Below are 21,226 nucleotides of genomic sequence, written 5' to 3'. Positions count from 1 at the left end.
CTGTGCGGTCTGATGCCCCCATCCTGGCCCTCTCTCACAGGAGAGGGAAAAAACACTAAAAACGGCAACCCTTGGTTGCCGTTTTGCTTTTACCATGCAAAAAAAAATCCGCCACATGGGCGGATTTTTTACTGGCTCACCGAAGTGATTAGAAGCGGTAACCTACGCCCGCGATCCAGGTGCCAACGTCAACGTTGCGGATACGGCTCTGCTCATAGGAGAAGTCCAGAGCAACGTCTTCGATTGGGTTGAACTGCAGACCCGCGCCATAGGAGAAGCCGTAGTCGCTGTTGCTTGCTGTGCGGTTCAGACCCTGGTTTTCGGTCTGCTGGAATTTACCGTAGCCAACACCTACAACACCGTAGATGCTTGCCCAGTCGTTGATACGGTAAGCTGGACCAGCGGTGATGCCGTAGTACTGGCCTTTGTTGTATGCGCCGTTTTCAGAACGATCTTTCTCGGTGTAGGTGAAAGAACCGATCACGCCCAGTGGGTTGTTATCCTGCTCGTAACGATACTTCAGGTTGAAACCGTTAGCTTTGTTCATTACGCCCTGCATATCGCTCTGAGCGTAACCACCGGTAACAGTGGAAGTAGCAGCTACAGCGGTACCTGCGGAAACAGCCAGTACAGCGGCCAGTGCTGAAAGACATGCAATTTTTTTCATAACCACCTCAAATGTGCTTCAAGTAAATCCGTAAGTTTTAAATATATCAAAAAAATTTGCGAAACTCTTTGTGATTCGTGATGTCTAACGGGACCTTTCCTGTAACAGAACGTTTCCAGCATCAGTTATCTTGTTCAAATCACGAAGGATTTCTGTTGCTAAATACTCATACTGCGCGTCAACGCCGTTACATTCATCCAGATTATTCCTAATCTGACAGGCGATAAAACCAGCAACGCTTATCCATTTTACGGATTTTCCCTGGTTTTTTTTCAACAGTAGCTCAACCGTTGCGCCATATTTCAATTACACTGCGGCTTTTACCCTATTTGACAAAAATTGACAGGAGAAAGGATGCCAGGGATATCCCGCACGTCATCGGTCTGGATGCCGGTTGCTGTAATTCTAATTGCGATGCTGTCCATACAGAGTGGCGCGTCCCTCGCGAAATCGCTCTTTCCACTGGTAGGCGCACCGGGGGTGACTGCCCTGCGTATCGCTTTGGGTACCCTGATCCTCGTGGTCATTTTTAAACCCTGGCGGTTGCGCGTCAAAAAAGAGCAGCGCCTCCCGCTGCTTTTCTACGGGCTGGCGCTGGGGGCCATGAACTATATGTTCTATCTCTCTATCCAGACCATTCCGCTGGGGATTGCCGTCGCGCTGGAATTTACCGGCCCGCTGGCGGTGGCCCTTTTCTCCTCCCGACGGCCTGTCGATTTTATCTGGGTGGTGCTAGCGGTTGTGGGGTTGTGGTTCCTCTTGCCACTGGGCCAGAGCGTCTCTGAAATCGACCTGACGGGTGCCGCGCTGGCTCTGGGCGCCGGAGCCTGCTGGGCGGTGTATATCCTTACGGGTCAGCGCGCTGGCGAAGAGCACGGCCCGGCGACCGTCGCGCTGGGCTCGCTCATTGCCGCCATCATCTTTGTTCCGCTGGGTATGGCTCAGGCGACGGACTCTATCTGGCAGTGGTCAGTAATGCCGGTGGGTTTTGCTGTCGCCATCCTCTCAACGGCTCTGCCTTATTCACTGGAGATGATTGCCCTCACGCGGCTGCCGACGCGCATCTTCGGTACCCTGATGAGCATGGAGCCTGCACTGGCCGCCATCTCCGGTATGGTATTCCTCGGGGAAACCCTCACATTTACCCAGACGCTGGCGCTGTGCTCCATTATTGCGGCGTCGATGGGGTCAACGCTCACCATGCGCCCTGAGCCAAAAGTTGAGAAAGTGGACATCCGCTGATACCGTATATTCTGCATGGCCTCGGTGCCATGCAGAATAAAGGCCAGTTCTGTATTATTTATAATTTCTTACATTCTTCGTCATCGAAAAGTCATATTTCCCTCGCCCTTAATGGGAAATAGAGAATTAAGATTGATCTGTGTCAATTTTAAAAAATACCATACAGTTCAAGCAGTTAATAATTCAACTCCCTTCTTGCTATTAAACCAATAGGCACAGCCAAACCGCAGGGAAAAAATCCGGTGCTATACTTAGTTCCGTAATTACCTGGGACATAAACATCAAGAGGATATGAGATTATGAGTACCGCTAAACTGGTGAAAACGAAAGCGTCTAATCTGCTTTATACCCGTAACGATGTATCGGACAGCGACAAAAAAGCAACGATTGAGTTGCTGAATCGCCAGGTGATCCAGTTCATCGATCTTTCGCTGATCACCAAACAGGCCCACTGGAATATGCGCGGTGCAAACTTTATTGCCGTTCATGAAATGCTGGATGGCTTCCGCACAGCACTGGTCACCCACCTGGACACCATGGCCGAACGCGCCGTGCAGTTAGGCGGTGTGGCGTTGGGTACCACGCAGGTGATTAACAGCAAAACGCCACTGAAAAGCTATCCGCTGGATATTCACACCGTTCAGGATCACCTAAAAGAGCTGGCAGACCGTTATGCGATTGTGGCTAACGACGTGCGTAAAGCGATTAGCCAGGCTAAAGACGAAGATACTGCGGATATCTTCACCGCCGCGTCTCGCGACCTGGATCAATTCCTGTGGTTTATCGAATCTAACATCGAATAATCCATACGAATTTTCTATCAAACCCTCGCCTCCGGTGAGGGTTTTGCACATTTATGGTGCACACTTTTCCACTGAGACGCTGCAAACGTGAAAGAAATGTAATAATCACCTCACACAACCGTTAACGGAAGATTGTTTTTTCATCATTATTTGCGCTAAATATCTCCCCGTCAGTTGAGCCAAACGACGCGCACCAAAACGGTGCTCCACCTTGGTGCAATCAGACATCATTGCCACGTTTATTGTGCAATGCATGACATCCTCCCCTTTGCAAAACAACAGCTTGTAAAGTTGGCACGATTTTTTCATTGTGCCTGTCGTTCTCGCAGGGGATCGCCCCGTGGATATAAAAGGAAATGCTATGAAGTCTGTATTAAAAGTTTCACTGGCTGCACTTACCCTGGCTTTTGCGGTCTCTTCTCAGGCCGCCGATAAACTGGTTGTAGCCACCGACACGGCGTTTGTTCCGTTTGAATTCAAACAGGGTGATAAATACGTTGGTTTTGATGTGGATCTGTGGGCCGCAATCGCAAAAGAACTCAAACTGGATTACACCCTGAAGCCAATGGACTTCAGCGGTATCATCCCGGCACTGCAAACCAAAAACGTAGACCTGGCCCTGGCAGGCATCACCATTACTGATGAGCGTAAAAAAGCGATCGACTTCTCTGACGGCTACTACAAAAGCGGCCTGCTGGTGATGGTCAAAGCTGACAATAACGATGTTAAAAGCGTGAAAGATCTCGACGGTAAAGTGGTGGCGGTGAAGAGCGGCACCGGCTCCGTTGATTACGCGAAAGCGAACATCAAAACCAAAGATCTGCGCCAGTTCCCGAACATCGATAACGCCTATATGGAACTTGGCACCAACCGTGCTGACGCGGTTCTGCACGATACGCCTAACATCCTCTATTTCATCAAAACCGCAGGTAACGGTAAGTTCAAAGCGGTCGGTGAGTCTCTGGAAGCACAGCAGTACGGTATTGCCTTCCCGAAAGGCAGCGACGACCTGCGTACGAAAGTTAACGGCGCGCTGAAAACCCTGAAAGAGAACGGCACGTATAACGAAATCTACAAAAAATGGTTCGGTACCGAGCCTAAATAATTTTACCTGAATTCAGGTTTGTAACGCCCGGTGACGCTCACGCTTACCGGGCCTACGTTTTTCGTTTTTCACCACGGTATACAGGAATACATCATGCAGTTTGACTGGAGCGCCATCTGGCCTGCCATTCCTCTCTTGCTTGAAGGCGCTAAAATGACCCTGTGGATTTCGGTCCTCGGTCTGGTTGGCGGGTTGATTATCGGTCTTGTCGCCGGTTTCGCCCGCACCTACGGTGGCTGGATTGCAAACCACATCGCACTGGTTTTCATCGAAGTGATCCGCGGCACGCCTATTGTCGTACAGGTCATGTTCATCTACTTCGCCCTGCCAATGGCCTTCACCGACCTGCGCATCGACCCGTTCAGCGCCGCCGTCGTGACCATTATGATCAACTCAGGTGCCTACATCGCGGAAATTACGCGCGGTGCGGTGCTGTCGATTCATAAAGGCTTCAGTGAAGCGGGTCTGGCGTTAGGTCTTTCGCGTCGCGAAACCATCCGTCACGTAATTCTGCCTCTGGCGCTGCGCCGCATGCTGCCGCCGCTGGGCAACCAGTGGATCATCAGTATCAAAGACACGTCGCTGTTCATCGTTATTGGCGTTGCTGAACTGACCCGCCAGGGCCAGGAGATCATTGCTGGCAACTTCCGTGCGCTGGAAATCTGGAGTGCGGTAGCCGTTGTCTACCTGATTATCACTCTGGTTCTTAGCTTCGTTCTGCGTCGTCTTGAAAGAAGGATGAAAATCCTGTGATTGAATTTAAAAACGTATCCAAGCACTTTGGTCCAACCCAGGTGCTGCACAATATCGATCTGAGCATCAAACAGGGTGAAGTGGTTGTCATTATCGGGCCCTCTGGCTCCGGTAAATCCACGCTGCTGCGCTGCATCAATAAGCTGGAAGAGATCACCAGTGGCGATCTGATCGTCGATGGTCTGAAGGTGAATGATCCGAAAGTGGACGACCGTCTGATTCGTCAGGAAGCGGGCATGGTGTTCCAGCAGTTTTACCTGTTCCCGCACCTGACGGCGCTGGAAAACGTAATGTTTGGCCCGCTGCGCGTACGCGGTGCCAACAAAGCGGCGGCGGAAGCGCTGGCTAAAGATCTGCTGGCGAAAGTGGGCCTCGCAGAACGTGCTCACCACTACCCTTCTGAACTTTCCGGTGGACAACAGCAGCGTGTGGCTATCGCCCGCGCGCTGGCGGTTAAACCGAAAATGATGCTGTTTGATGAGCCAACCTCCGCACTCGACCCGGAGCTGCGCCACGAGGTGCTGAAAGTCATGCAGGATCTGGCCGAAGAAGGCATGACGATGGTGATCGTGACCCACGAAATCGGCTTCGCCGAAAAAGTGGCGTCCCGCCTTATCTTCATTGATAAAGGCCGTATCGCAGAAGACGGTAACCCGCAGGCGCTGATTGCAAACCCGCCAAGCCAGCGTTTGCAGGAGTTCCTGCAGCACGTCTCCTGATTGCCAGACCTCTAAAATACAAAGCCGGGCATGCCCGGCTTTTTTTCGCCAGATTGTTCCCAAAACACGCCCTCCGCTCCCTGCCCTCTATACTTATCATTTTGTTCGACATTTTCACCGGAGGGCACCGTGCCGTGGATCCTGCTGTTGTTGCTTAGCTTGTTTAGTGCGCCATCGATAGCCGTTGCTATCCCCGGCGTCACCACCGGAACGTCCACTGCGCAGCAAAAAACGCCTCCACCGGAACCGGATGCAGAAGAGAAAAAAGCCGCCTACAGTGCCCTTGCCGATGTGCTGGAAAACGACACCTCCAGGCAAGAGTTAGTCGATCAGCTGCGAAAAATTGCCGCCACACCACCCCAGGAGCCCGTTCCAACCATCACCCCGCCGCCGGTAGAAGAGCAAAAAACGGTGCTGGAAAATGTGACTGAGGTTAGCCGCCACTATGCCGATGCCCTCTCCTCGCGCTTTGCCCAGCTCTATCGCAACCTGATGGGCTCTTCGCACAAGCCCTTTAACCCCCGGACGTTTACCGCGGCTGCCACGCAATTTTTACTGCTGGCGTCCGCCGTCTTCATTTTTTACTGGCTGGTGCGCCTGTGCGCGTGGCCCCTGTACCGAAAAATGGGGCAATGGGGTCGCAAGAAGAATCAGCAGAAAAGCAGCTGGTTGCATCTGCCGCTGATGATCGCCGCCGCGTTTATCATTGATTTACTGCTGCTGGCGCTGACGTTGTTTACAGGGCAATTGCTGACCGACAGGCTGAATACCGGCAACAAAACTATCGCCTTCCAGCAGGCGCTGTTTCTGAATGCCTTCGCCGTAATTGAGTTCTTTAAAGCGCTGCTGCGGCTGATATTTTGCCCACGCGTGCCAGATCTTCGCCCTTTCACTATTCGGGATAGCAGCGCCAGATACTGGGCGCTGCGTCTGAGCGTGCTCAGCGGGTTGATTGGTTATGGTCTGCTGGTGTCCGTGCCAATTATCTCCAACCAGGTGAACGTCCAGTCTGGTGCGCTGGCGAATGTGCTGATTATGATCTGCATTACCGTCTGGGCGCTCTATCTCATCTTCCATAACAAAAAGACGATCACCGAGAGCTTGCTGCACCTGGCTGACCGTTCCCTTTCGTTCTTTAGCCTCTTTATTCGCGCTTTTGCCCTGGTGTGGCACTGGCTGGCCAGCGCTTACTTCATTGTGCTGTGCTTCTTCTCGCTGTTCGATCCCGGCAACAGCCTGAAATTTATGATGGGTGCCACGTTTAAAAGCCTGGCCATTATTGGCGTCGCGGCCTTTGTTTCCGGTCTGCTCTCTCGCTGGCTATCGAAAACCATTACCTTGTCTGCGCAGGTTCAGCGCAATTACCCGGAGCTGCAAAAACGGGTGAACGGCTGGCTTTCGGTTTCACTGAAGGTGGCGCGCATTCTCACCGTCTGTGTGGCGATTATGCTGCTGCTCAATGCCTGGGGACTGTTCGATTTCTGGAACTGGCTGCACAACGGCGCGGGGGAAAAGACCGTTGATATTTTAATTCGTATCGCGCTGATCCTGTTCTTCTCTGCCGTAGGCTGGACGCTGCTGGCAAGCCTGATTGAGAACCGCCTGGTCTCTGACATTCACGGCAGGCCGCTGCCAAGCGCGCGTGCCCGCACCTTGCTCACCCTGTTCCGCAACGCGCTGGCGGTTATCATCAGTACCATCACGATTATGATTGTGCTTTCGGAAATCGGCGTGAATATCGCGCCACTGCTGGCCGGTGCGGGTGCGCTGGGTCTGGCTATCTCCTTCGGCTCGCAGACGCTGGTGAAGGACATCATCACCGGTATCTTTATTCAGTTTGAAAACGGCATGAACACCGGGGATCTGGTGACCATCGGGCCGCTGACCGGCACCGTTGAGCGAATGTCGATTCGATCCGTCGGCGTGCGCCAGGACACCGGGGCGTACCATATTATTCCGTGGTCATCGATTACCACCTTCGCCAACTTCGTCCGGGGTATTGGCTCGGTGGTGGCAAATTATGATGTCGATCGTCATGAAGATGCCGATAAAGCCAAACAGGCGCTGCGGGACGCGGTAGATGAGATGATGTCCATGGAGGATATTCGCGGCCTGGTGATTGGCGAGCCGTCGTTTGCCGGTATTGTCGGGCTGACCAACACCGCCTTTACCCTGCGCGTGTCGTTCACCACCCAGCCGCTCAAACAGTGGACGGTACGTTTTGCCCTCGACAGCATGGTGAAAAAACACTTTGATCTGGCGGATGTGCGTATGCCGGTGCAGACGTATCAGGTGCTGCCGCCGCCCGCCTCGCCGCTCCCTCCGCAGGAGCCGACGCTGGAACCGAGCCGGGTGGCGGCTTCGCCTTACCCGGCTTACGACGGCGTGCTATTTGCGACGTTTGTTATCGTCCATAAACGTCCAGGCAATAAAGCGGCTCTGTTTTTGTCCCTGCGCCATCTCTTTTTTCACCACCTTCACGGCACCGGCTTCGGTCAGCGCGCGGTAGAGCGGCGGCAGGTTATCGCCGCGCGAAACCAGGGTGGTAAACCATTTCACCTGACGGGCAAACTGTTTACTTTCCGCGATCATGCGCAGGATAAACGCCACCTCGCCCCCTTCGCACCACAGCTCCTGCTGCTGGCCGCCGAAGTTGAGCGCGCCATCTTCAGCCTGCCCCAGATTGCGACGCTTACGTTCGCTCCCGGCCCGGGCGGCAGCCGCTGAATCATGGAATGGCGGGTTGCAGAGGGTGGCGTCGTAGTGCTCGTTCTTGTGGATAATGCCGTTGAAAATAGAGGCGGCATCTTTCTGACGGCGTAAGCGAATAGACCGACTTAAGCCAGGATTGGCATTAATGATCGCCTGCGCGCTGGCAAACGCCTCAGCGCCAATTTCGCTCCCGGTAAAGCGCCAGTGATATTCATGCACGCCGATGAGCGGATAAATCAGGTTCGCGCCGGTCCCAATATCCAGAACCGTGGCCTGCTGAGGAATAACGCCGCCACGATCGTCAGCCAGAAGATCGGCAAGATAGTGGAGATAATCGGCACGCCCCGGCACGGGCGGGCAGAGAAAGCCTTCCGGGATATCCCAGTGCGTAACGCCGTAAAAATGCGCCAGCAGGGCTTTATTCAGCATTTTTACCGCCTGCGGGTCGGCAAAGTTGACCGAAGGCTCACCGGCTGGGGTCTGCACGATGTAGTCCTGCAGCGGAGGGCAGCTCTGGCATAACGCCTTCATGTCATAGCGGCTGCGGTGGCGATTTCGCGGGTGTAATCCCGGCTTGGAAGTCATGGCATTCTCCTTTAAACAGCGGCGTAAGATACCCTGTGCGGGAGCAACGGTAAATATCTCTCTGCTGTGCGCAAAAAAACGCCATAAATCAGTGACCTTTATGTCGCTGATCTGTCAGCGAATTGTCAATTTATATCGTTCAAAAAATAAGCAGATCATCATCAAATTTTTGCGCTAAATCACACTCGTCAGGCTTCTAAACTTAAAGGGAATCACCTGTTGTTTCCCCCTGAGGATGTGATTATGAAAAAATACCTGACTCTTGTTGTTATCGCTGGCGCGCTGGCGAGTGCGTCATTTTCTGCCATGGCCGTTCAGTCACTGACCGAAAGTACCGATACCAGCCAGCTGCGCCCCGCAGGCACCGTCTCGGTAAGCCGTGCAAGTAACCTTGACGATCTGCAAAACAAGCTGGCCGAAAAAGCGCGCGAAGAAGGTGCGAAAGGCTTCGTGGTGAATTCCGCCGGCGGCGATAACCATATGTATGGCACAGCAACCATCTATAAATAAGTTCCCCTTCCGAGAACCACTGCATCTGGCTGACAGATGCAGTTCTCAACCCCCGTCTTGACTGTACGTTTTTTGACCCCATATGAATAAGATACACACCGAACGTGAGGATAAGCCATGGCTTCCGGATGGGCGAATGATGACGCCGTTAACGAACAGATCAACAGTACCATTGAAGATGCCGTTGCCCGTGCTCGCGGTAAAATTCCGCGCGGAGAAAGTTTAACGGAATGTGAAGAGTGCGGAGAAACGATTCCGGAAGCGCGCCGTAAAGCCATGCCCGGCGTACGGTTATGCGTCTCCTGCCAGCAGAATAAAGATTCAAAAAATAAATCACATTCAGGATATAATCGCAGAGGATCGAAAGACAGCCAGTTACGTTGACTTTCCTTTACCGAAGTTCACCGCGCAAGCGATTTCCTTTACGCTCACGATTTTTTAACAGGCGCGTAGCAAAATGTGCCATGAATCATGCGTCTGTAAACCGGAGCGACAAGAACTGTAAATTGCCCTTCTGAATTTATTAATATTCAATAAGTTATTTGTCATTCAATTTTTTTGAGCAACCACGTCAATTCTCTTCGATTTTATCTGCCGAAAAAAAACGTGATACTTATCACATCGACGGAACATAGTCCCCTTAACAGAAAAACCTGCGAGAGATTAATTATGAAAACCATCAAATATGCTGTTGCTGCTGTTGCCCTGTCCGCTCTGTCCTTTGGCGCTTTCGCTGTAGAGCCCGTTTCTTCTGCTCAGGCACAGAACATGAATAAAGTGGGTGTGGTGAGTGCTGATGGCGCAACCACGCTGGACGGTCTGGAAGCCAAACTGGCTGAGAAAGCCGCAGCGGCCGGTGCAAGCGGATACACCATTACCTCCGCTAACGGCAATAACAAGCTGAGCGGCACTGCGGTTATCTACAAATAATCGACTGAATTAATGCTCCACCCTCACCATACCCTCTGGTGAGCTGCTCCAACCCTCATTGACCCTGTTGTTACCCTTGCTTGCCCGTCCGCCACTGGACGGGCTTTTTTTTGCCTAAAACGCCTGTTCCACACGGGCTAACCCCGCCTGGACAGACTCCACTTCTCCGGTTGCCAGCAGGCAGCAGGCCATCTGCAGCTTAAGGGTGTGCGGAACAGGGACATTGCCGGCAAGGCACTGCTCAATCCAGTGCGCAGTCGTGTGCGGATCTTTTGCCTCCGGCAACACCACATCCACATTCTCTTCACCCCGCTCCAGCACGGGTCGCGTGCCGGCGGCATCAATCAGCACCAGCTGCGGGCAGCGCTGCGGATTGGCATAAACTTCCCCTTCGGTGCCGTGCATCAGCAGCGCCCTGCCGCCGATATCTTCAAAGAACTTGCCCACCCGCGTGACATACTCCGGGTGCGATACGCTGGAGAGGCGCAGGGCATCCGCTTCACCAAACGGCGTCGCCAGTTTCGCCAGGGTGTGCGCACTGTTGCGCACGCCCATGCGCCAGCGCATATCCAGCTGTTTTTCCAGCGGTGGACAGAGCGCCTTAACCGGAATAAAGACCGGCTGATGACCATCCAGCTTTGCCTGTGCCTGTCCGGCGTGCAGGGTCGGCTCGATACCTAACATGCCGAAAATGGTCTCCGTCAGGACGCGAGTCGGATCTTCGCTAACGCCATGAACAACCACCGGGAACCCGAGCTTATGCAGCAGAATAGCCAGCAGTGGCGTCAGATTCGCCTGTTTGCGCGCGCCGTTGTAGGTAGGGATGACAATCGGCATCGGTCTGGCTACTGGTGGCGTTAAGCGCAGCGTTTGCGCCTGCATCGCGTCATAGAAACCGCGCATCTCCGCTTCGCCTTCACCTTTAATGCGTAGCGCAATCAGGATACCGCCCATCTCCAGATCGGGAACGTCGCCGTTAAGCATATGGGTGTACAGCGCACGGGCCGTTTCCTGATCCAGGTCGCGGGCATGGTTTTTCCCCCGCCCTACCTCTTTGATAATTTTACGATAGTCCACGACATCTCTCCTTGCGGCTCTTTGCAGATACTATAGCCCTGATAAATGCCTGGCGGGTAATCATTTTCCTTTCTCTCCCGACACCCGAACAAACGCCCTTCGAGGGTAAAAATGGTCTGAAGATAAATTGAACGAAAAATAGTTCTCAGCGATAGTTCATGCCGAATTAATCAGCCACGTGATGATTAATACCTGAAGTGCCATACTTTCATTCAGAGGATTTAAATGAAAAAAATGATTATTGCGGGGATCGCCGCCGGGATGGCGTGTGCTTCCGTTTCTGTATTTGCGTCCAGTGGTGAAGGTCAAATTAATTTCACAGGTGAGATTATTGATTCTGCATGTACTGTGGTAAACGGTTTAAGCAATCCGCTTAATGTTTCATTAGGTAAGGTGTCTAAATCTGCATTTACCGGAAGTGGTTCGACGACCTCGACAACCCGCTTTAGTATTCAGTTAAAAGATTGTCCTGAAACGGTTACCAGCGCCTCGGTGACGTTCGGCGGGACGCCTGACAGTAACAACAAAGATATTCTTGCTGTGACATCAGGAACCGGTTCGGCGTCAGGAGTGGGTGTTCAGTTGCTGGATAAAACGGAAAATCCACTGAGCTTATATACGGCCTCTGCTGCGTATACGCTCACGCCAGGTACCACAACAAACGATCTGCAGTTTGGCGCACGTTATATCCAGACCGGAGGAACGGTGTCTGCCGGACTGGCGAATGCCGCTTCTACCTTCACTATCGTTTACAACTAATAAAACAGATATTAGCTACCCCAGTGGCTAATATCTGTTATTGCTTTATTACGGTGTCACTATGCGAAAATATCTTCTGGCCTCCTCTTTTTTATTGATTGCCTCCGTTGCCCATGCGGGTATTACCATTGGCGGCACGCGCGTGGTCTACCCAGAAAGTAAAAAAGAATCCTCTATTGGGATCACCAACCCGGACAATCTCGATTATCTGGTGCAGTCATGGGTCGAAACGGAAGATAACGCACGTGAGAAAGCGCCGTTCCTGATCACGCCGCCGCTGTTTCGCCTTGATGCGAAGCAAGAGAACGTTCTGCGCATCATCAGAACCGGGGGAAACTTACCTGCCGATCGCGAATCGCTGTTCTGGTTGAATATTAAATCCATCCCCTCTTCTGCGCGCAATGAGAGCGTTAATACGCTGCAGATTGCGATTAAAACCCGCATTAAGCTGCTTTATCGCCCGTCAGGTATTACCGGAAAACCGGAAGATGTCGCCACGCAATTATCCTGGCACACCCGGGGAAACCAGCTGATTGTCGAAAACCCCACGCCGTTTTATATGAATTTCCAGGAAATAACGCTCGACGGTAAAAAGGTCGATAAAGCCACCTATGCCGGCCCAAAAAGTGAAACCCATTTCGCGATACCAGGAAATATTACAGCACACACCGTGACCTGGAAAATCATCAATGATTACGGCGGTATTAGCCAGTCCTATAGCGCACAGATTAAATAACGTCTGGAATAGCGAATATTATTATGAGCTGGGACTACTCCACCGAACCACCCAAACAGCACGGACGCTCAATGCTTATTGCATTGGGCTGCACGCTGTTGGGTGTGTGCGTGCAAAAAGTGCTGGCCGATGATTATTTCAACCCGGCGCTACTGGATATTGATAACCCAGGCCAGGGTAAAACCGACCTCAGTATTTATGAGATTGGTCCCGGTCAGGCTCCCGGTAAATATCACGTTGACGTTTATGTCAACAATAATAAAGTGGCAAGCAAAGAGATTGAGTTCACGCTGAAGAAAGACGCCAGCGGTAAATCAACCCTGCAGCCGTGCCTTAGCGCCGCCCAGTTAAAAAGCTTCGGTATTAATACCGAAAAATTCGGGCAGGACGATAAGGCGCAGTGCATTGACCTGAGCGTGATCCCCTCCGCCAGCGCAACGTTTCATGTTAATCCGCAGCAGCTGCTGTTAAGCATTCCCCAGACCGCAATTACTCATGTACCGCGTGATTACGTCGACCCGCAGGAGTATGACGAGGGAATTAACGCCCTGCTGCTCAATTACAGCTTCACCGCCGGGGAAAACCGCGGCAAAGGTGAGAACGGTAGCGATCAGCGCAGCGAGTTTCTTAACCTGCGTCCGGGTCTTAACCTCGGGGCGTGGCGTTTTCGTAACTACTCCACCTGGAGCAAAACCAGCGGTGACGGTGACGCAGAGAGCCAGTTTTCTTCGGTCTATACCTACGCCCAGCGCGATATTATCGCCCTTGGCGGGAACGTCACATTCGGCCAAAGCTCTTCCCCTTCCGACGTGTTTGACAGCATCTCTTACACCGGGGCGCAGATCGCCTCGGATGACGACATGCTCCCGGACAGCATGAAGGGCTTTGCGCCGGTAATACGCGGTACGGCGCACAGTAACGCCCAGGTTATCGTTCGCCAGAATGGTTACGTCATTTACCAGAACTATGTCGCTCCCGGCGCGTTCGAGATTAACGATCTCTACCCCACCGGCGGAAGCGGCGATTTGAACGTCACCGTGAAAGAGACGGACGGCAGCGAACAGCATTTTGTGGTGCCTTATGCGTCGGTGCCGGTGTTGCAGCGTGAAGGCCGCTTTAAATACAGCCTCACCGCGGGGCGCTATCGCAGCTATGACAACGACGTCGAAAAAAACCCGTTTATGCAGGGTACGGCAATCTACGGATTGCCTTACGGCTTTACGGTCTACGGCGGCGTGCAGGCAAGCCAGTATTACGATGCGCTGGCGCTGGGGGTCGGCAAGAATATCGGCGATCTCGGGGCCTTTTCGGTGGATGTCACCGACGCCAAATCAGAGATGCAGGATCAGGACCCCACTCGCGGGCGCTCCTGGCGCATCCGCTACAGCAAAGATTTCGCCACCACCGGTACCCATTTTTCCATTGCTGGCTATCGCTATAACAGCAAGGGGTTCTACACCCTGCAGGACACGCTGGATTCCCATACCCGTAATGACGACTGGGAAACGTCGGACACGCGCCGCAGCCGCGAGGAGGCGACTGTCGACCAGTCCCTGGGCGGGGCGTTTGGTTCCCTGACGTTAAGCCTGGTCAAAGAGAACTACTGGAATTCAAGCCAGGGGATGACCTCACTGAACCTCGGCTACAACAACTCCTGGCACGGCATCAGCTACGGTCTCAGTTACGGACTGGATAAAAACACGCGTGACAGCGGGGATGATAATAATGAGAAAACCAGCGAGCAGACGATCGCGTTTAACGTCTCCGTTCCGCTCGATCGCTGGCTCAGCAACACCTGGGTGAACTACAACCTGAACAGCACGAAGCACGAAACAACCCAAAGCGTGGGTCTGAACGGCACGGCGCTGGCCGGTAATAACCTCAGTTGGGGGGTTCAGCAGGGCCATAGTCAGAGCAGCGGGGACAGCACCAGTCTGAATGCCGATTATAAAGGCACCTACGGCGAAGTGAGTGCCGGGTATTCCCAGGATAACCAGCAACAACAGCTCAATGTCGGTCTTCAGGGCAGCATGATCGCCCATGCGCACGGCATCACCCTTGGTCAGCCGATGGGTGAGACCGCTGCGCTGATCGAAGCGCCGGGCGCAGACGACACCAATGTCACCAATCAGACAGGCATCAACACCGATTATCGCGGCTATGCCATTGTGCCGTACGTTTCGCCATACCGTCACAACACCCTCGCGCTGAACACCGAAACCTTGCCGGAAAATGCCGATATCGACCAGGCCGCCAAAACGGTGACGCCAACGCGCGGCGCCATCGTGCGAGCACATTATGAAACGCACGTAGGCAGTCGGGTGTTGATGACACTAAAACACGCGGATGGTCGCCCGATCCCCTTTGGCGCAACGGCATCTCAGGCCCATCAGGACGGTGAATTTATCGTAGGCGACGGCGGGCAGGTGTACCTCACCGGTATGCACGAGGCAGGTACGGTTAACGTCAGCTGGGGGAAAGCCGCCGACAGCCATTGCAAGGCAACTTATCACCTGCCCACCAAAGCCGACGGCCCTGTTCTTAACGTCACGGCGCAGTGTGTATGACCCTTCCCGAGGAAAAAATGAACATGTGTAGATATGTCTTCGCACTGCTGGTTTTACTCACGAGCGCGTGTCTGGTGCCGCATGCCCAGGCGGCAACCTCCTGTGACAGCGCCGATCTGCCTTATACCCTTGATGCGGGCACGCTTTCTGTACCCACAACACTCGATATTGGCGGCGTCATCCCGGGTTCGGCAAAGACCCATACCGTTAACGGCAGCTGTACCGGCACGATGACGAATCACACCCTAATTTCCTGCTATTACGGAACGGGAACGGAAGTGCCTGGCATGCCGGGCGTGTACACCACCAATGTTGACGGCATCGGCATTGAGCTTCTGAACAGCAGCGGGCAGATCGTTCGCGGCAAAGGGTACTCATGCGATACAACCGCCACGCCCATTGGGACGGTCAGCAGCGACAGCGGACAAACATTTTCTTTCAGCTACACCCAGCGGTTAATCAAAACGGCATCACATATCGGTAGCGGTACCCTTTCGCTCGCGCAGGATCCCTATGGATTCGGGGTTTATAACTCTGTGGGGATTTCTGGTGCACGTAATACCAGCCACTATTCCGCCACGGTCAGCGAAAGAACGGCGACCTGTTCTATTGATCCGCTAAATCTGACGGTGACCCTCGGCAATTTCCCGGTGTCGCAATTTACCCACGTGGGCAGCTATACCGCCTGGAAGTATTTCAACATCACCGCTACCTGTACCGAAGAGGTTAATCTTACGGCCTCGGTAACCAGCGCAAATGGCATCAACAGCCAGTATGCAGATGTCCTGAACCTGACGCCCGGCAGCGACAGCGCCACGGGCGTGGGGGTGAGAATGCTGCTTGACGGTGTCGATCTTAAATACGACTACCCAATCCCGGTGGGTGGAAGAGCCGAGCCAGGCGTTCCGGATGTGATCCCCTTCGCGGTGCAGTATTACCAGACGGATGCCAGCGTCACGGCGGGGAAAGCCAATACGATTGCCACCATCGATCTTGAATACCAGTAACGGAGCGAAGATGAAAACGTTATCCCTTTTGCTCGCTCTGACGAGCCTCTCTGCGGGCGCGACCGACGTCACGCTCAATATCGAAGGGAATATTTACGACACCACCTGCCAGGTAGACAGCGCCAGCCAGAACATGGTGGTGGATCTGGGACAGGCCGTCGCCAGTGATTTTAAGGATATCGGCGACACCGGCCCGTGGAAAAACTTCGATTTAAAGCTCACCAATTGTCCGCCCACCCTGACGGTTGCCACCATCAGCGTTGACGGCCCCCGCGATACGGACCACCCCTTTAAATTCGCCAATAGTGGCACCGCCAAAGGGGTGGCATTAGAGCTGGCCGATCGTCTGGATTACATCGTGCTTGCCCCCGAAGCCCGCTTTAGCGTGGTGATTGACGCCGGTACCCACACCGCCGATTTTCCCATGGCGGCACGCTATTACGCTACCGCCCTGCCTGTGACGGCGGGTACCTTCAACAGCGTTGTTCAGGCCACCTTTACTTACCAGTAGGACCGCGCCCCTTAGCACGGATGCTTTTCCGACGCCCGGCAGTCTGTTTTGCCGGGCGTTTTTTTATTTCAGGCACCTCCGGCTGTTCTATCGGGAACACCGGCAGGGCATTCAGCAGGCGCTGACCATAGTTTTTGGTGAGCAGACGCTTGTCGTAGATCACCACTTCGCCCCAGCAGCCGTGGCTACGAATCAGACGACCCACCTGCTGAATCAGGTTAAACGACGCCGCCGGAAGACTTTGTACCTCAAACGGATAGCGGTTGAGGCTTTTCAGCCATTCTCCTTCGGTGATCACCACCGGGCTGTCGATGGGTGGGAAGGCGATTTTATGAATATGCACCTGGGTCAGATAGTCGCCCTTCAGATCCAGACCTTCCGCAAAAGACTGTAACCCCACCAGCACGCTGCGCTCGCCGTTATCGATGCGCTGGCGGTGGAGCTCTACCAGCCGATAGCGCGGCTGATCGCCCTGCACCAGCAGCAGTAAACGCAGATCGGTAACATGTTCCAGAAAGCGCTGCATGGCGCGTCCGCTGGCAAACAGCACCAGCATGCCGGGGTATTTTTTACTCTCCAGCTGTTCGCGGAAATAGGCGGCCATTTCGGCAATATGCTGCTCTTCGTTATCGATAAGCGGCTCATAGCGCATACGCGGGATCACCAGCTTGCCCTGCTCGCAGTGGTTAAACGGCGAGTCCAGCGCCACGAAACGGTCCCCCGTTTTTTCTTTCAGGCCGCTCATCTCCTGCAGCCGCGAGAAGCTGTTCAGGGAACGCAAGGTCGCTGACGTTACCACCACGTGCGGCACGCTGCGCCAGATCAGCTTTTCCAGCTGATCGGCCACGCGAATGCCCACGCAGTGGAAAAAGAGGTGCACCTGCCCGTCTCTCACTTCGCGGGTGGCCCATTTGGTGACCGGCGCGCCGGACGCCTGCGCCATTGAGGCCAGCCGCCAGAGTTTGCTTTGCGCTTCAAACATGCCCAGCGCACGGTTCATTTGCAGCAGAATACGGTGCAAACGCACCACGTCATGGGTGCCGGTCTTTTCACTGAGATCGTTTAAGAACATCTCGGCCAGGCCGCGCAGCTTTTCCAGATGCTTCGCCAGCTGCTGGCAAATCTCCATCACCTCGTCCGGCAGCTCCCCCATGGCAAAACGGTGCTCTGCCTCCTGAGTCGCCGGGAGATACAGATTCAGAATGTTGTTCAGGGATGCGATAAGGCCGTAGACCTCGTCACAGTGTTCGCTCAGACGCTCGGGCACCGCCAGCGGCGGCGTAGTTTTAGGACGGAACTGCTCCATGCAGGTGGCCACCAGCTTGCAGAACAGATCGAGCTGCAGGCGGAACCACGGGGCCGTGATTTCAGCACTCATCTCCAGCGCATCCCGGGCTACGTCAGGCAAATGGTGGCCTTCATCAAGCACCAGCAGCAGGTTTTTCGGCTCCGGCAGCACCGCCTCGCTCTCCAGCGCCGCCATCACCAGCGCATGATTGGCGACCACCACTTCCGCTTCCTGGATCTCCCGCCGGGCGACAAAAAACGGGCACTCGCGGTAGTAGTGACAGTTACGGTTGAGGCAGCTGGCTTTATCGGTGCTGAGCCTGCGCCATAAATCATCGCCGATGGCCTGGCTGGTGTGATCGCGCAAACCGTCCCACCTGTAGCTGTCGAGATCGGCTTTCAGCTTCGCGCACTGTTCCTGCTCCGCCTTGTTGTTTGGCGTCAGTTCGTCATCAAGAAACGCCAGCAGATCCTGCTGGGTGGGCTCACTGCTGGCGAGCGCCGCCAGGTTACGCGGGCAGACATAACGTCCGCGGCCAAAGGCGGCGGTAAAACGCAGCTCGGGGATAATTTTGCGCAGCAGCGGCAGGTCTTTGCTGAAGATCTGATCCTGTAGCGCCACGTTAGCGGTGCTGACCACCAGCGTCTTTTGTTCTTCCCGCGCAATAGCGATGCCCGGGATTAAATAAGAGAGGGTTTTACCGACCCCGGTTGGTGCTTCAATCGCCAGATGTCGCCCGTCGTCACCGGCGAGCGTTTTTGCCACATCGGCAATCATCTGCCGCTGTGGTGCCCGGGGGATAAAGTCGGGGATCTGCTGCTGGAGTGCCTTATACCAGGCACCAATCTGCGCTTTCAGCGCCGCGGTTAAAGCCATCGGAAAACCTGAAATACTGTATAAACAGCCACTATTGTGGCACTTTATTTTCGTCGCCGCAAAAAGAAAAGCCCGGCTTTACGGCCTAATGCCGATCGTTTAATAGTATTTGAACGATCCTGCCAGTAAGAGACAATCCAGGTTCATTCCCTCTAAACCCGGATTTTTTATGTCTGAATACGATATGCAGGCTCTGTCTCCGTCTGGCTCACGGTTCCTGTTGAGGATGCACGAGCGCCCTGATAAGCCACGTTGTAATGACATAACCCCGAATGATGTCTCGCCACTCCGCTTGATCGTATATCACCAATAGGACATTAGGTTTGTTATGCCTAAAATCAGGGATAAGGGGGCAAGGCTAGATCACTCCAGCCTTTGGCGGTTATCTCACTTTCTTGAAAATGAGCAGAATCAACACGGAAGTAACAACGTAACCGAAGAGCGAAACATGAATCAGTCTGTCGTAATACTGATCAAATTCAGCAACCACAGCATTACAGGCTTCAATCGTGATCGTCTTTTCGTTGAGTATGTCTGTGTATTTTCTCGTTATCCCATAATCTAAAACAATAACCAAAATGGATGCTATGTAAATGAAAGAAATCGTGATTATGCTTCCCCATCGGATGATAAATTTTGTTCTACTCGTCAAGGTCATATGACCCCCCCAAGACTCCACCAACCGTACCGCCAGAATAACCAGAAGCTGAACCTAATTTTGAGGCTCCCATTGCAAGGCTTTTCTCCATAGCGTTTTCTTCACCAGCAGTGTAATTGTCTATGTTTGGATACTGTTCTTTGAATTCGTTGGTAACTTCAGTTACTTGCATCGAACTTAAGCTACTGCTTTTGCGAATAAGATAATTTTGTAGAGACAAAGGCACTGCAAAGTCTTCCTCGCTTTCAATCGGTAATTGTGTTGTAGTCGATGTGTAGCTTGTTTCGAAAACGTTTGAGCCTGATTTACGAATTACCTGAACAGTATGCGTTGTACAGTTGCTACCAGTCAGATCATAGACGTCAATTACTCTTCCCCTGAGTTTGGTTCTTTCACCCATTTTCTCTGTAGGGATTGGCTTTGCTCCTGAGTTCCAAAGGTTTTCAAACAATGAGCGTGTCTCAGCTACGGATGCATCATCAATCTTGAATACCCGAGCATTAACTTTATAAAGTTCTTCACGGTAGTAGCTACGAGCATCCTCTCCGGTAAAGAAGTTGAGTATTCCATCGCCTGTAAAGTTAGCTGGACCTCTTCTACCAAATCGCCCATAGGTGTATACGTAGATCGAATTATTCTGATGTACGGATACAAAGGCGTGTCCTGCGTCAGTGGTTTCAGTCCAGATGTAAACACCATTCAATAACGGGTTATCTTCTGGCTCGCAGGTGTCAGCAAAGCTATCAATTTTAGGATCTGCAATCGGGCCTGGGAGAACGGGAAACTCAACGATGTGAGATTGGGCGGTGTTGGCTTTCGCTGGCTCTGTAGAAAATTCGTAAGTATCGAAGATAGAAGGGATAAAACGTGATTTGCAGGGGCAAGAGCTACGGCTGTGCAGTGTTCCGGCAATCCTTTTACCATGTATTTCATCGTTTTCAAGCCCTCCCACTATGCGGAATCTGCCAGCATGTTTCCCACATGTCACTTGATGCCCTTCACAAGCCATGTCTCTAGAAAAAAACTGATGATCGATACATCCTTCAATAATCCGACCACCGCAAACCGTTTTATCACCCCTGAATAAGTAGTGACCAATAGCCATTTATTTTTATCCCTGTGTTGGTTTGAAATCCTTAAGAAAAGTGTAGGCTTTTGCCGGTGGTGAGTAAATGAGCAGTTGTAACAAAGTGATAGGTAATTAGAGGGGCTGTATATCGATTTGCCTTCCTCTGTGGCGTTTATTCCCCTGTTTCGCGTTTTGACAGTGAGGCTGTGGGTTATCTGGAGTATCTCGGCAACATGCCGTTGGCTGAACGGATTACAAATGCTGCTGTATTCGAAGATGTGTATCGCTTCCTGATGAATGGTTCGGGGCGGCTGGATCTGCGCCGCGCTGACGTGGCAGCTGTCCGTGTCTTCTTATGGAATTATCAATACCGCCGCAGTGCGGTGACAGGTAAGCTGCTGCGCCTTGCATCAGCCGTGCTGGATCACTGCCATAGCACCGGGCGCGTGCGTACTGTGGGGCATCGTTCTGCTAATACTGCTGAGGGAGGCCGATTCGTTGGGCCAACATGCGGTGTTAGCGTTACGAATCTAAGGGCTATGGTTGCTCGGGTCTGCGGTAAAGGTACAGCAGTAAATATACCTAAACATCTGAAAGGAATGAGGGAAAATGTAAAATCCTTCTTTTTGCCGGAAAAAAGAAAGCACCGAAG

18 protein-coding genes and 2 pseudogenes are annotated in these 21,226 nt (G+C 53.1%); 15 read left to right on the top strand and 5 right to left on the bottom strand.

The genetic code is table 11. The features are described 5' to 3' along the window. Nucleotides 1–148: 148 nt before the first annotated feature. Nucleotides 149–667, bottom strand: coding sequence for an outer membrane protein OmpX (gene ompX / locus ACMWKA_RS01240; protein ID WP_013097460.1), 519 nt, complete (start codon nt 665–667; stop codon nt 149–151). 354 nt (nt 668–1,021) lie between these two features. Here ompX and rhtA point away from each other — a divergent pair, with 354 nt between their 5' ends. The 6 genes and pseudogenes from rhtA to ybiO form a co-directional block, all read left to right on the top strand. Next, the gene (rhtA, locus tag ACMWKA_RS01235; protein ID WP_058650918.1) at nt 1,022–1,909 is read left to right on the top strand and encodes a threonine/homoserine exporter RhtA; all 888 of its coding nucleotides are present in this window, start codon (nt 1,022–1,024) and stop codon (nt 1,907–1,909) included. A gap of 299 nt (nt 1,910–2,208) precedes the next feature. Beyond that, nucleotides 2,209–2,712, top strand: coding sequence for a DNA starvation/stationary phase protection protein Dps (gene dps / locus ACMWKA_RS01230; RefSeq protein WP_013097463.1), 504 nt, complete (start codon nt 2,209–2,211; stop codon nt 2,710–2,712). 361 nt (nt 2,713–3,073) lie between these two features. After that, the gene (gene glnH, locus ACMWKA_RS01225) at nt 3,074–3,817 is read left to right on the top strand and encodes a glutamine ABC transporter substrate-binding protein GlnH (RefSeq protein WP_013097464.1); all 744 of its coding nucleotides are present in this window, start codon (nt 3,074–3,076) and stop codon (nt 3,815–3,817) included. 93 nt (nt 3,818–3,910) lie between these two features. Continuing rightward, complete coding sequence (gene glnP, locus ACMWKA_RS01220) at nt 3,911–4,570, top strand: glutamine ABC transporter permease GlnP (RefSeq protein ID WP_003858462.1); 660 nt, start codon at nt 3,911–3,913, stop codon at nt 4,568–4,570. Continuing rightward, the gene (glnQ, locus tag ACMWKA_RS01215; RefSeq protein ID WP_013097465.1) at nt 4,567–5,289 is read left to right on the top strand and encodes a glutamine ABC transporter ATP-binding protein GlnQ; all 723 of its coding nucleotides are present in this window, start codon (nt 4,567–4,569) and stop codon (nt 5,287–5,289) included. The genes glnP and glnQ overlap by 4 nt, the downstream gene beginning before the upstream one ends. A 129-nt stretch (nt 5,290–5,418) precedes the next feature. Then, nucleotides 5,419–7,629 (top strand): annotated as a pseudogene (ybiO, locus tag ACMWKA_RS01210) (mechanosensitive channel protein); the annotation flags it as partial. A gap of 48 nt (nt 7,630–7,677) precedes the next feature. Here ybiO and rlmF read toward each other — a convergent pair. Next, the gene (gene rlmF, locus ACMWKA_RS01205; RefSeq protein ID WP_013097467.1) at nt 7,678–8,586 is read right to left on the bottom strand and encodes a 23S rRNA (adenine(1618)-N(6))-methyltransferase RlmF; all 909 of its coding nucleotides are present in this window, start codon (nt 8,584–8,586) and stop codon (nt 7,678–7,680) included. Between the two features lie 243 nt (nt 8,587–8,829). On the opposite strand from rlmF, the gene mcbA reads away from it, so the two are divergent. The 3 genes from mcbA to ybiJ all read left to right on the top strand — a co-directional run bounded on the left by mcbA (nt 8,830) and on the right by ybiJ (nt 10,026). Continuing rightward, on the top strand, nt 8,830–9,096 hold the full coding sequence (gene mcbA, locus ACMWKA_RS01200) for a DUF1471 family periplasmic protein McbA (protein ID WP_013097469.1): 267 nt from the start codon (nt 8,830–8,832) through the stop codon (nt 9,094–9,096). A gap of 117 nt (nt 9,097–9,213) precedes the next feature. After that, a complete protein-coding gene (locus tag ACMWKA_RS01195) occupies nt 9,214–9,480 on the top strand; it encodes a DksA/TraR family C4-type zinc finger protein (RefSeq protein ID WP_414759919.1) in 267 nt (88 codons plus the stop codon). Nucleotides 9,481–9,765: 285 nt separating this feature from the next. Beyond that, nucleotides 9,766–10,026 carry a DUF1471 family protein YbiJ gene (ybiJ, locus tag ACMWKA_RS01190; protein ID WP_013097471.1) on the top strand — a complete coding sequence of 87 codons (261 nt, stop codon included), beginning with the start codon at nt 9,766–9,768 and terminating at the stop codon, nt 10,024–10,026. 114 nt (nt 10,027–10,140) lie between these two features. Here ybiJ and ybiB read toward each other — a convergent pair whose 3' ends face one another. Further along, nucleotides 10,141–11,103 (bottom strand): DNA-binding protein YbiB, encoded by a 963-nt coding sequence (gene ybiB, locus ACMWKA_RS01185; protein ID WP_058679308.1) that lies wholly within the window; start codon nt 11,101–11,103, stop codon nt 10,141–10,143. A 225-nt stretch (nt 11,104–11,328) separates the two neighbouring features. Between ybiB and ACMWKA_RS01180 the strand changes: the two genes are divergently transcribed. The 5 genes from ACMWKA_RS01180 (at nt 11,329) to ACMWKA_RS01160 (ending at nt 16,683) form a co-directional block, all read left to right on the top strand. After that, nucleotides 11,329–11,862, top strand: coding sequence for a fimbrial protein (locus tag ACMWKA_RS01180; RefSeq protein ID WP_029882477.1), 534 nt, complete (start codon nt 11,329–11,331; stop codon nt 11,860–11,862). Between the two features lie 61 nt (nt 11,863–11,923). Then, nucleotides 11,924–12,598: a molecular chaperone gene (locus ACMWKA_RS01175; protein ID WP_058679309.1), complete on the top strand. Its 675-nt coding sequence runs from the start codon at nt 11,924–11,926 to the stop codon at nt 12,596–12,598. A gap of 71 nt (nt 12,599–12,669) precedes the next feature. Beyond that, a complete protein-coding gene (locus ACMWKA_RS01170; protein ID WP_223232813.1) occupies nt 12,670–15,165 on the top strand; it encodes a fimbria/pilus outer membrane usher protein in 2,496 nt (831 codons plus the stop codon). Between the two features lie 17 nt (nt 15,166–15,182). Then, nucleotides 15,183–16,172: a fimbrial protein gene (locus ACMWKA_RS01165; RefSeq protein ID WP_038420895.1), complete on the top strand. Its 990-nt coding sequence runs from the start codon at nt 15,183–15,185 to the stop codon at nt 16,170–16,172. Between the two features lie 10 nt (nt 16,173–16,182). After that, the gene (locus ACMWKA_RS01160) at nt 16,183–16,683 is read left to right on the top strand and encodes a fimbrial protein (protein WP_038984985.1); all 501 of its coding nucleotides are present in this window, start codon (nt 16,183–16,185) and stop codon (nt 16,681–16,683) included. Here ACMWKA_RS01160 and dinG read toward each other — a convergent pair. Beyond that, a complete protein-coding gene (dinG, locus tag ACMWKA_RS01155; protein WP_047352104.1) occupies nt 16,670–18,847 on the bottom strand; it encodes an ATP-dependent DNA helicase DinG in 2,178 nt (725 codons plus the stop codon). The two genes, ACMWKA_RS01160 and dinG, sit on opposite strands and share 14 nt — an antisense overlap. Before the next feature lie 641 nt (nt 18,848–19,488). Continuing rightward, on the bottom strand, nt 19,489–20,610 hold the full coding sequence (locus tag ACMWKA_RS01150) for a PAAR domain-containing protein (RefSeq protein ID WP_040020676.1): 1,122 nt from the start codon (nt 20,608–20,610) through the stop codon (nt 19,489–19,491). Between the two features lie 197 nt (nt 20,611–20,807). On the opposite strand from ACMWKA_RS01150, the pseudogene ACMWKA_RS01145 reads away from it, so the two are divergent. Continuing rightward, a pseudogene (locus tag ACMWKA_RS01145) lies at nt 20,808–21,119 on the top strand (hypothetical protein); the annotation flags it as partial. Nucleotides 21,120–21,226 lie beyond the last annotated feature (107 nt).

The sequence above is a fragment of the Enterobacter sp. 03-F-07-AD-ECC genome, from assembly GCF_047530935.1.
Taxonomy (GTDB): Bacteria; Pseudomonadota; Gammaproteobacteria; order Enterobacterales; family Enterobacteriaceae; genus Enterobacter; species Enterobacter cloacae.
Note: the sequence above shows the minus strand (reverse complement) of the source record. Positions and strands in the feature narration are given on the sequence as shown.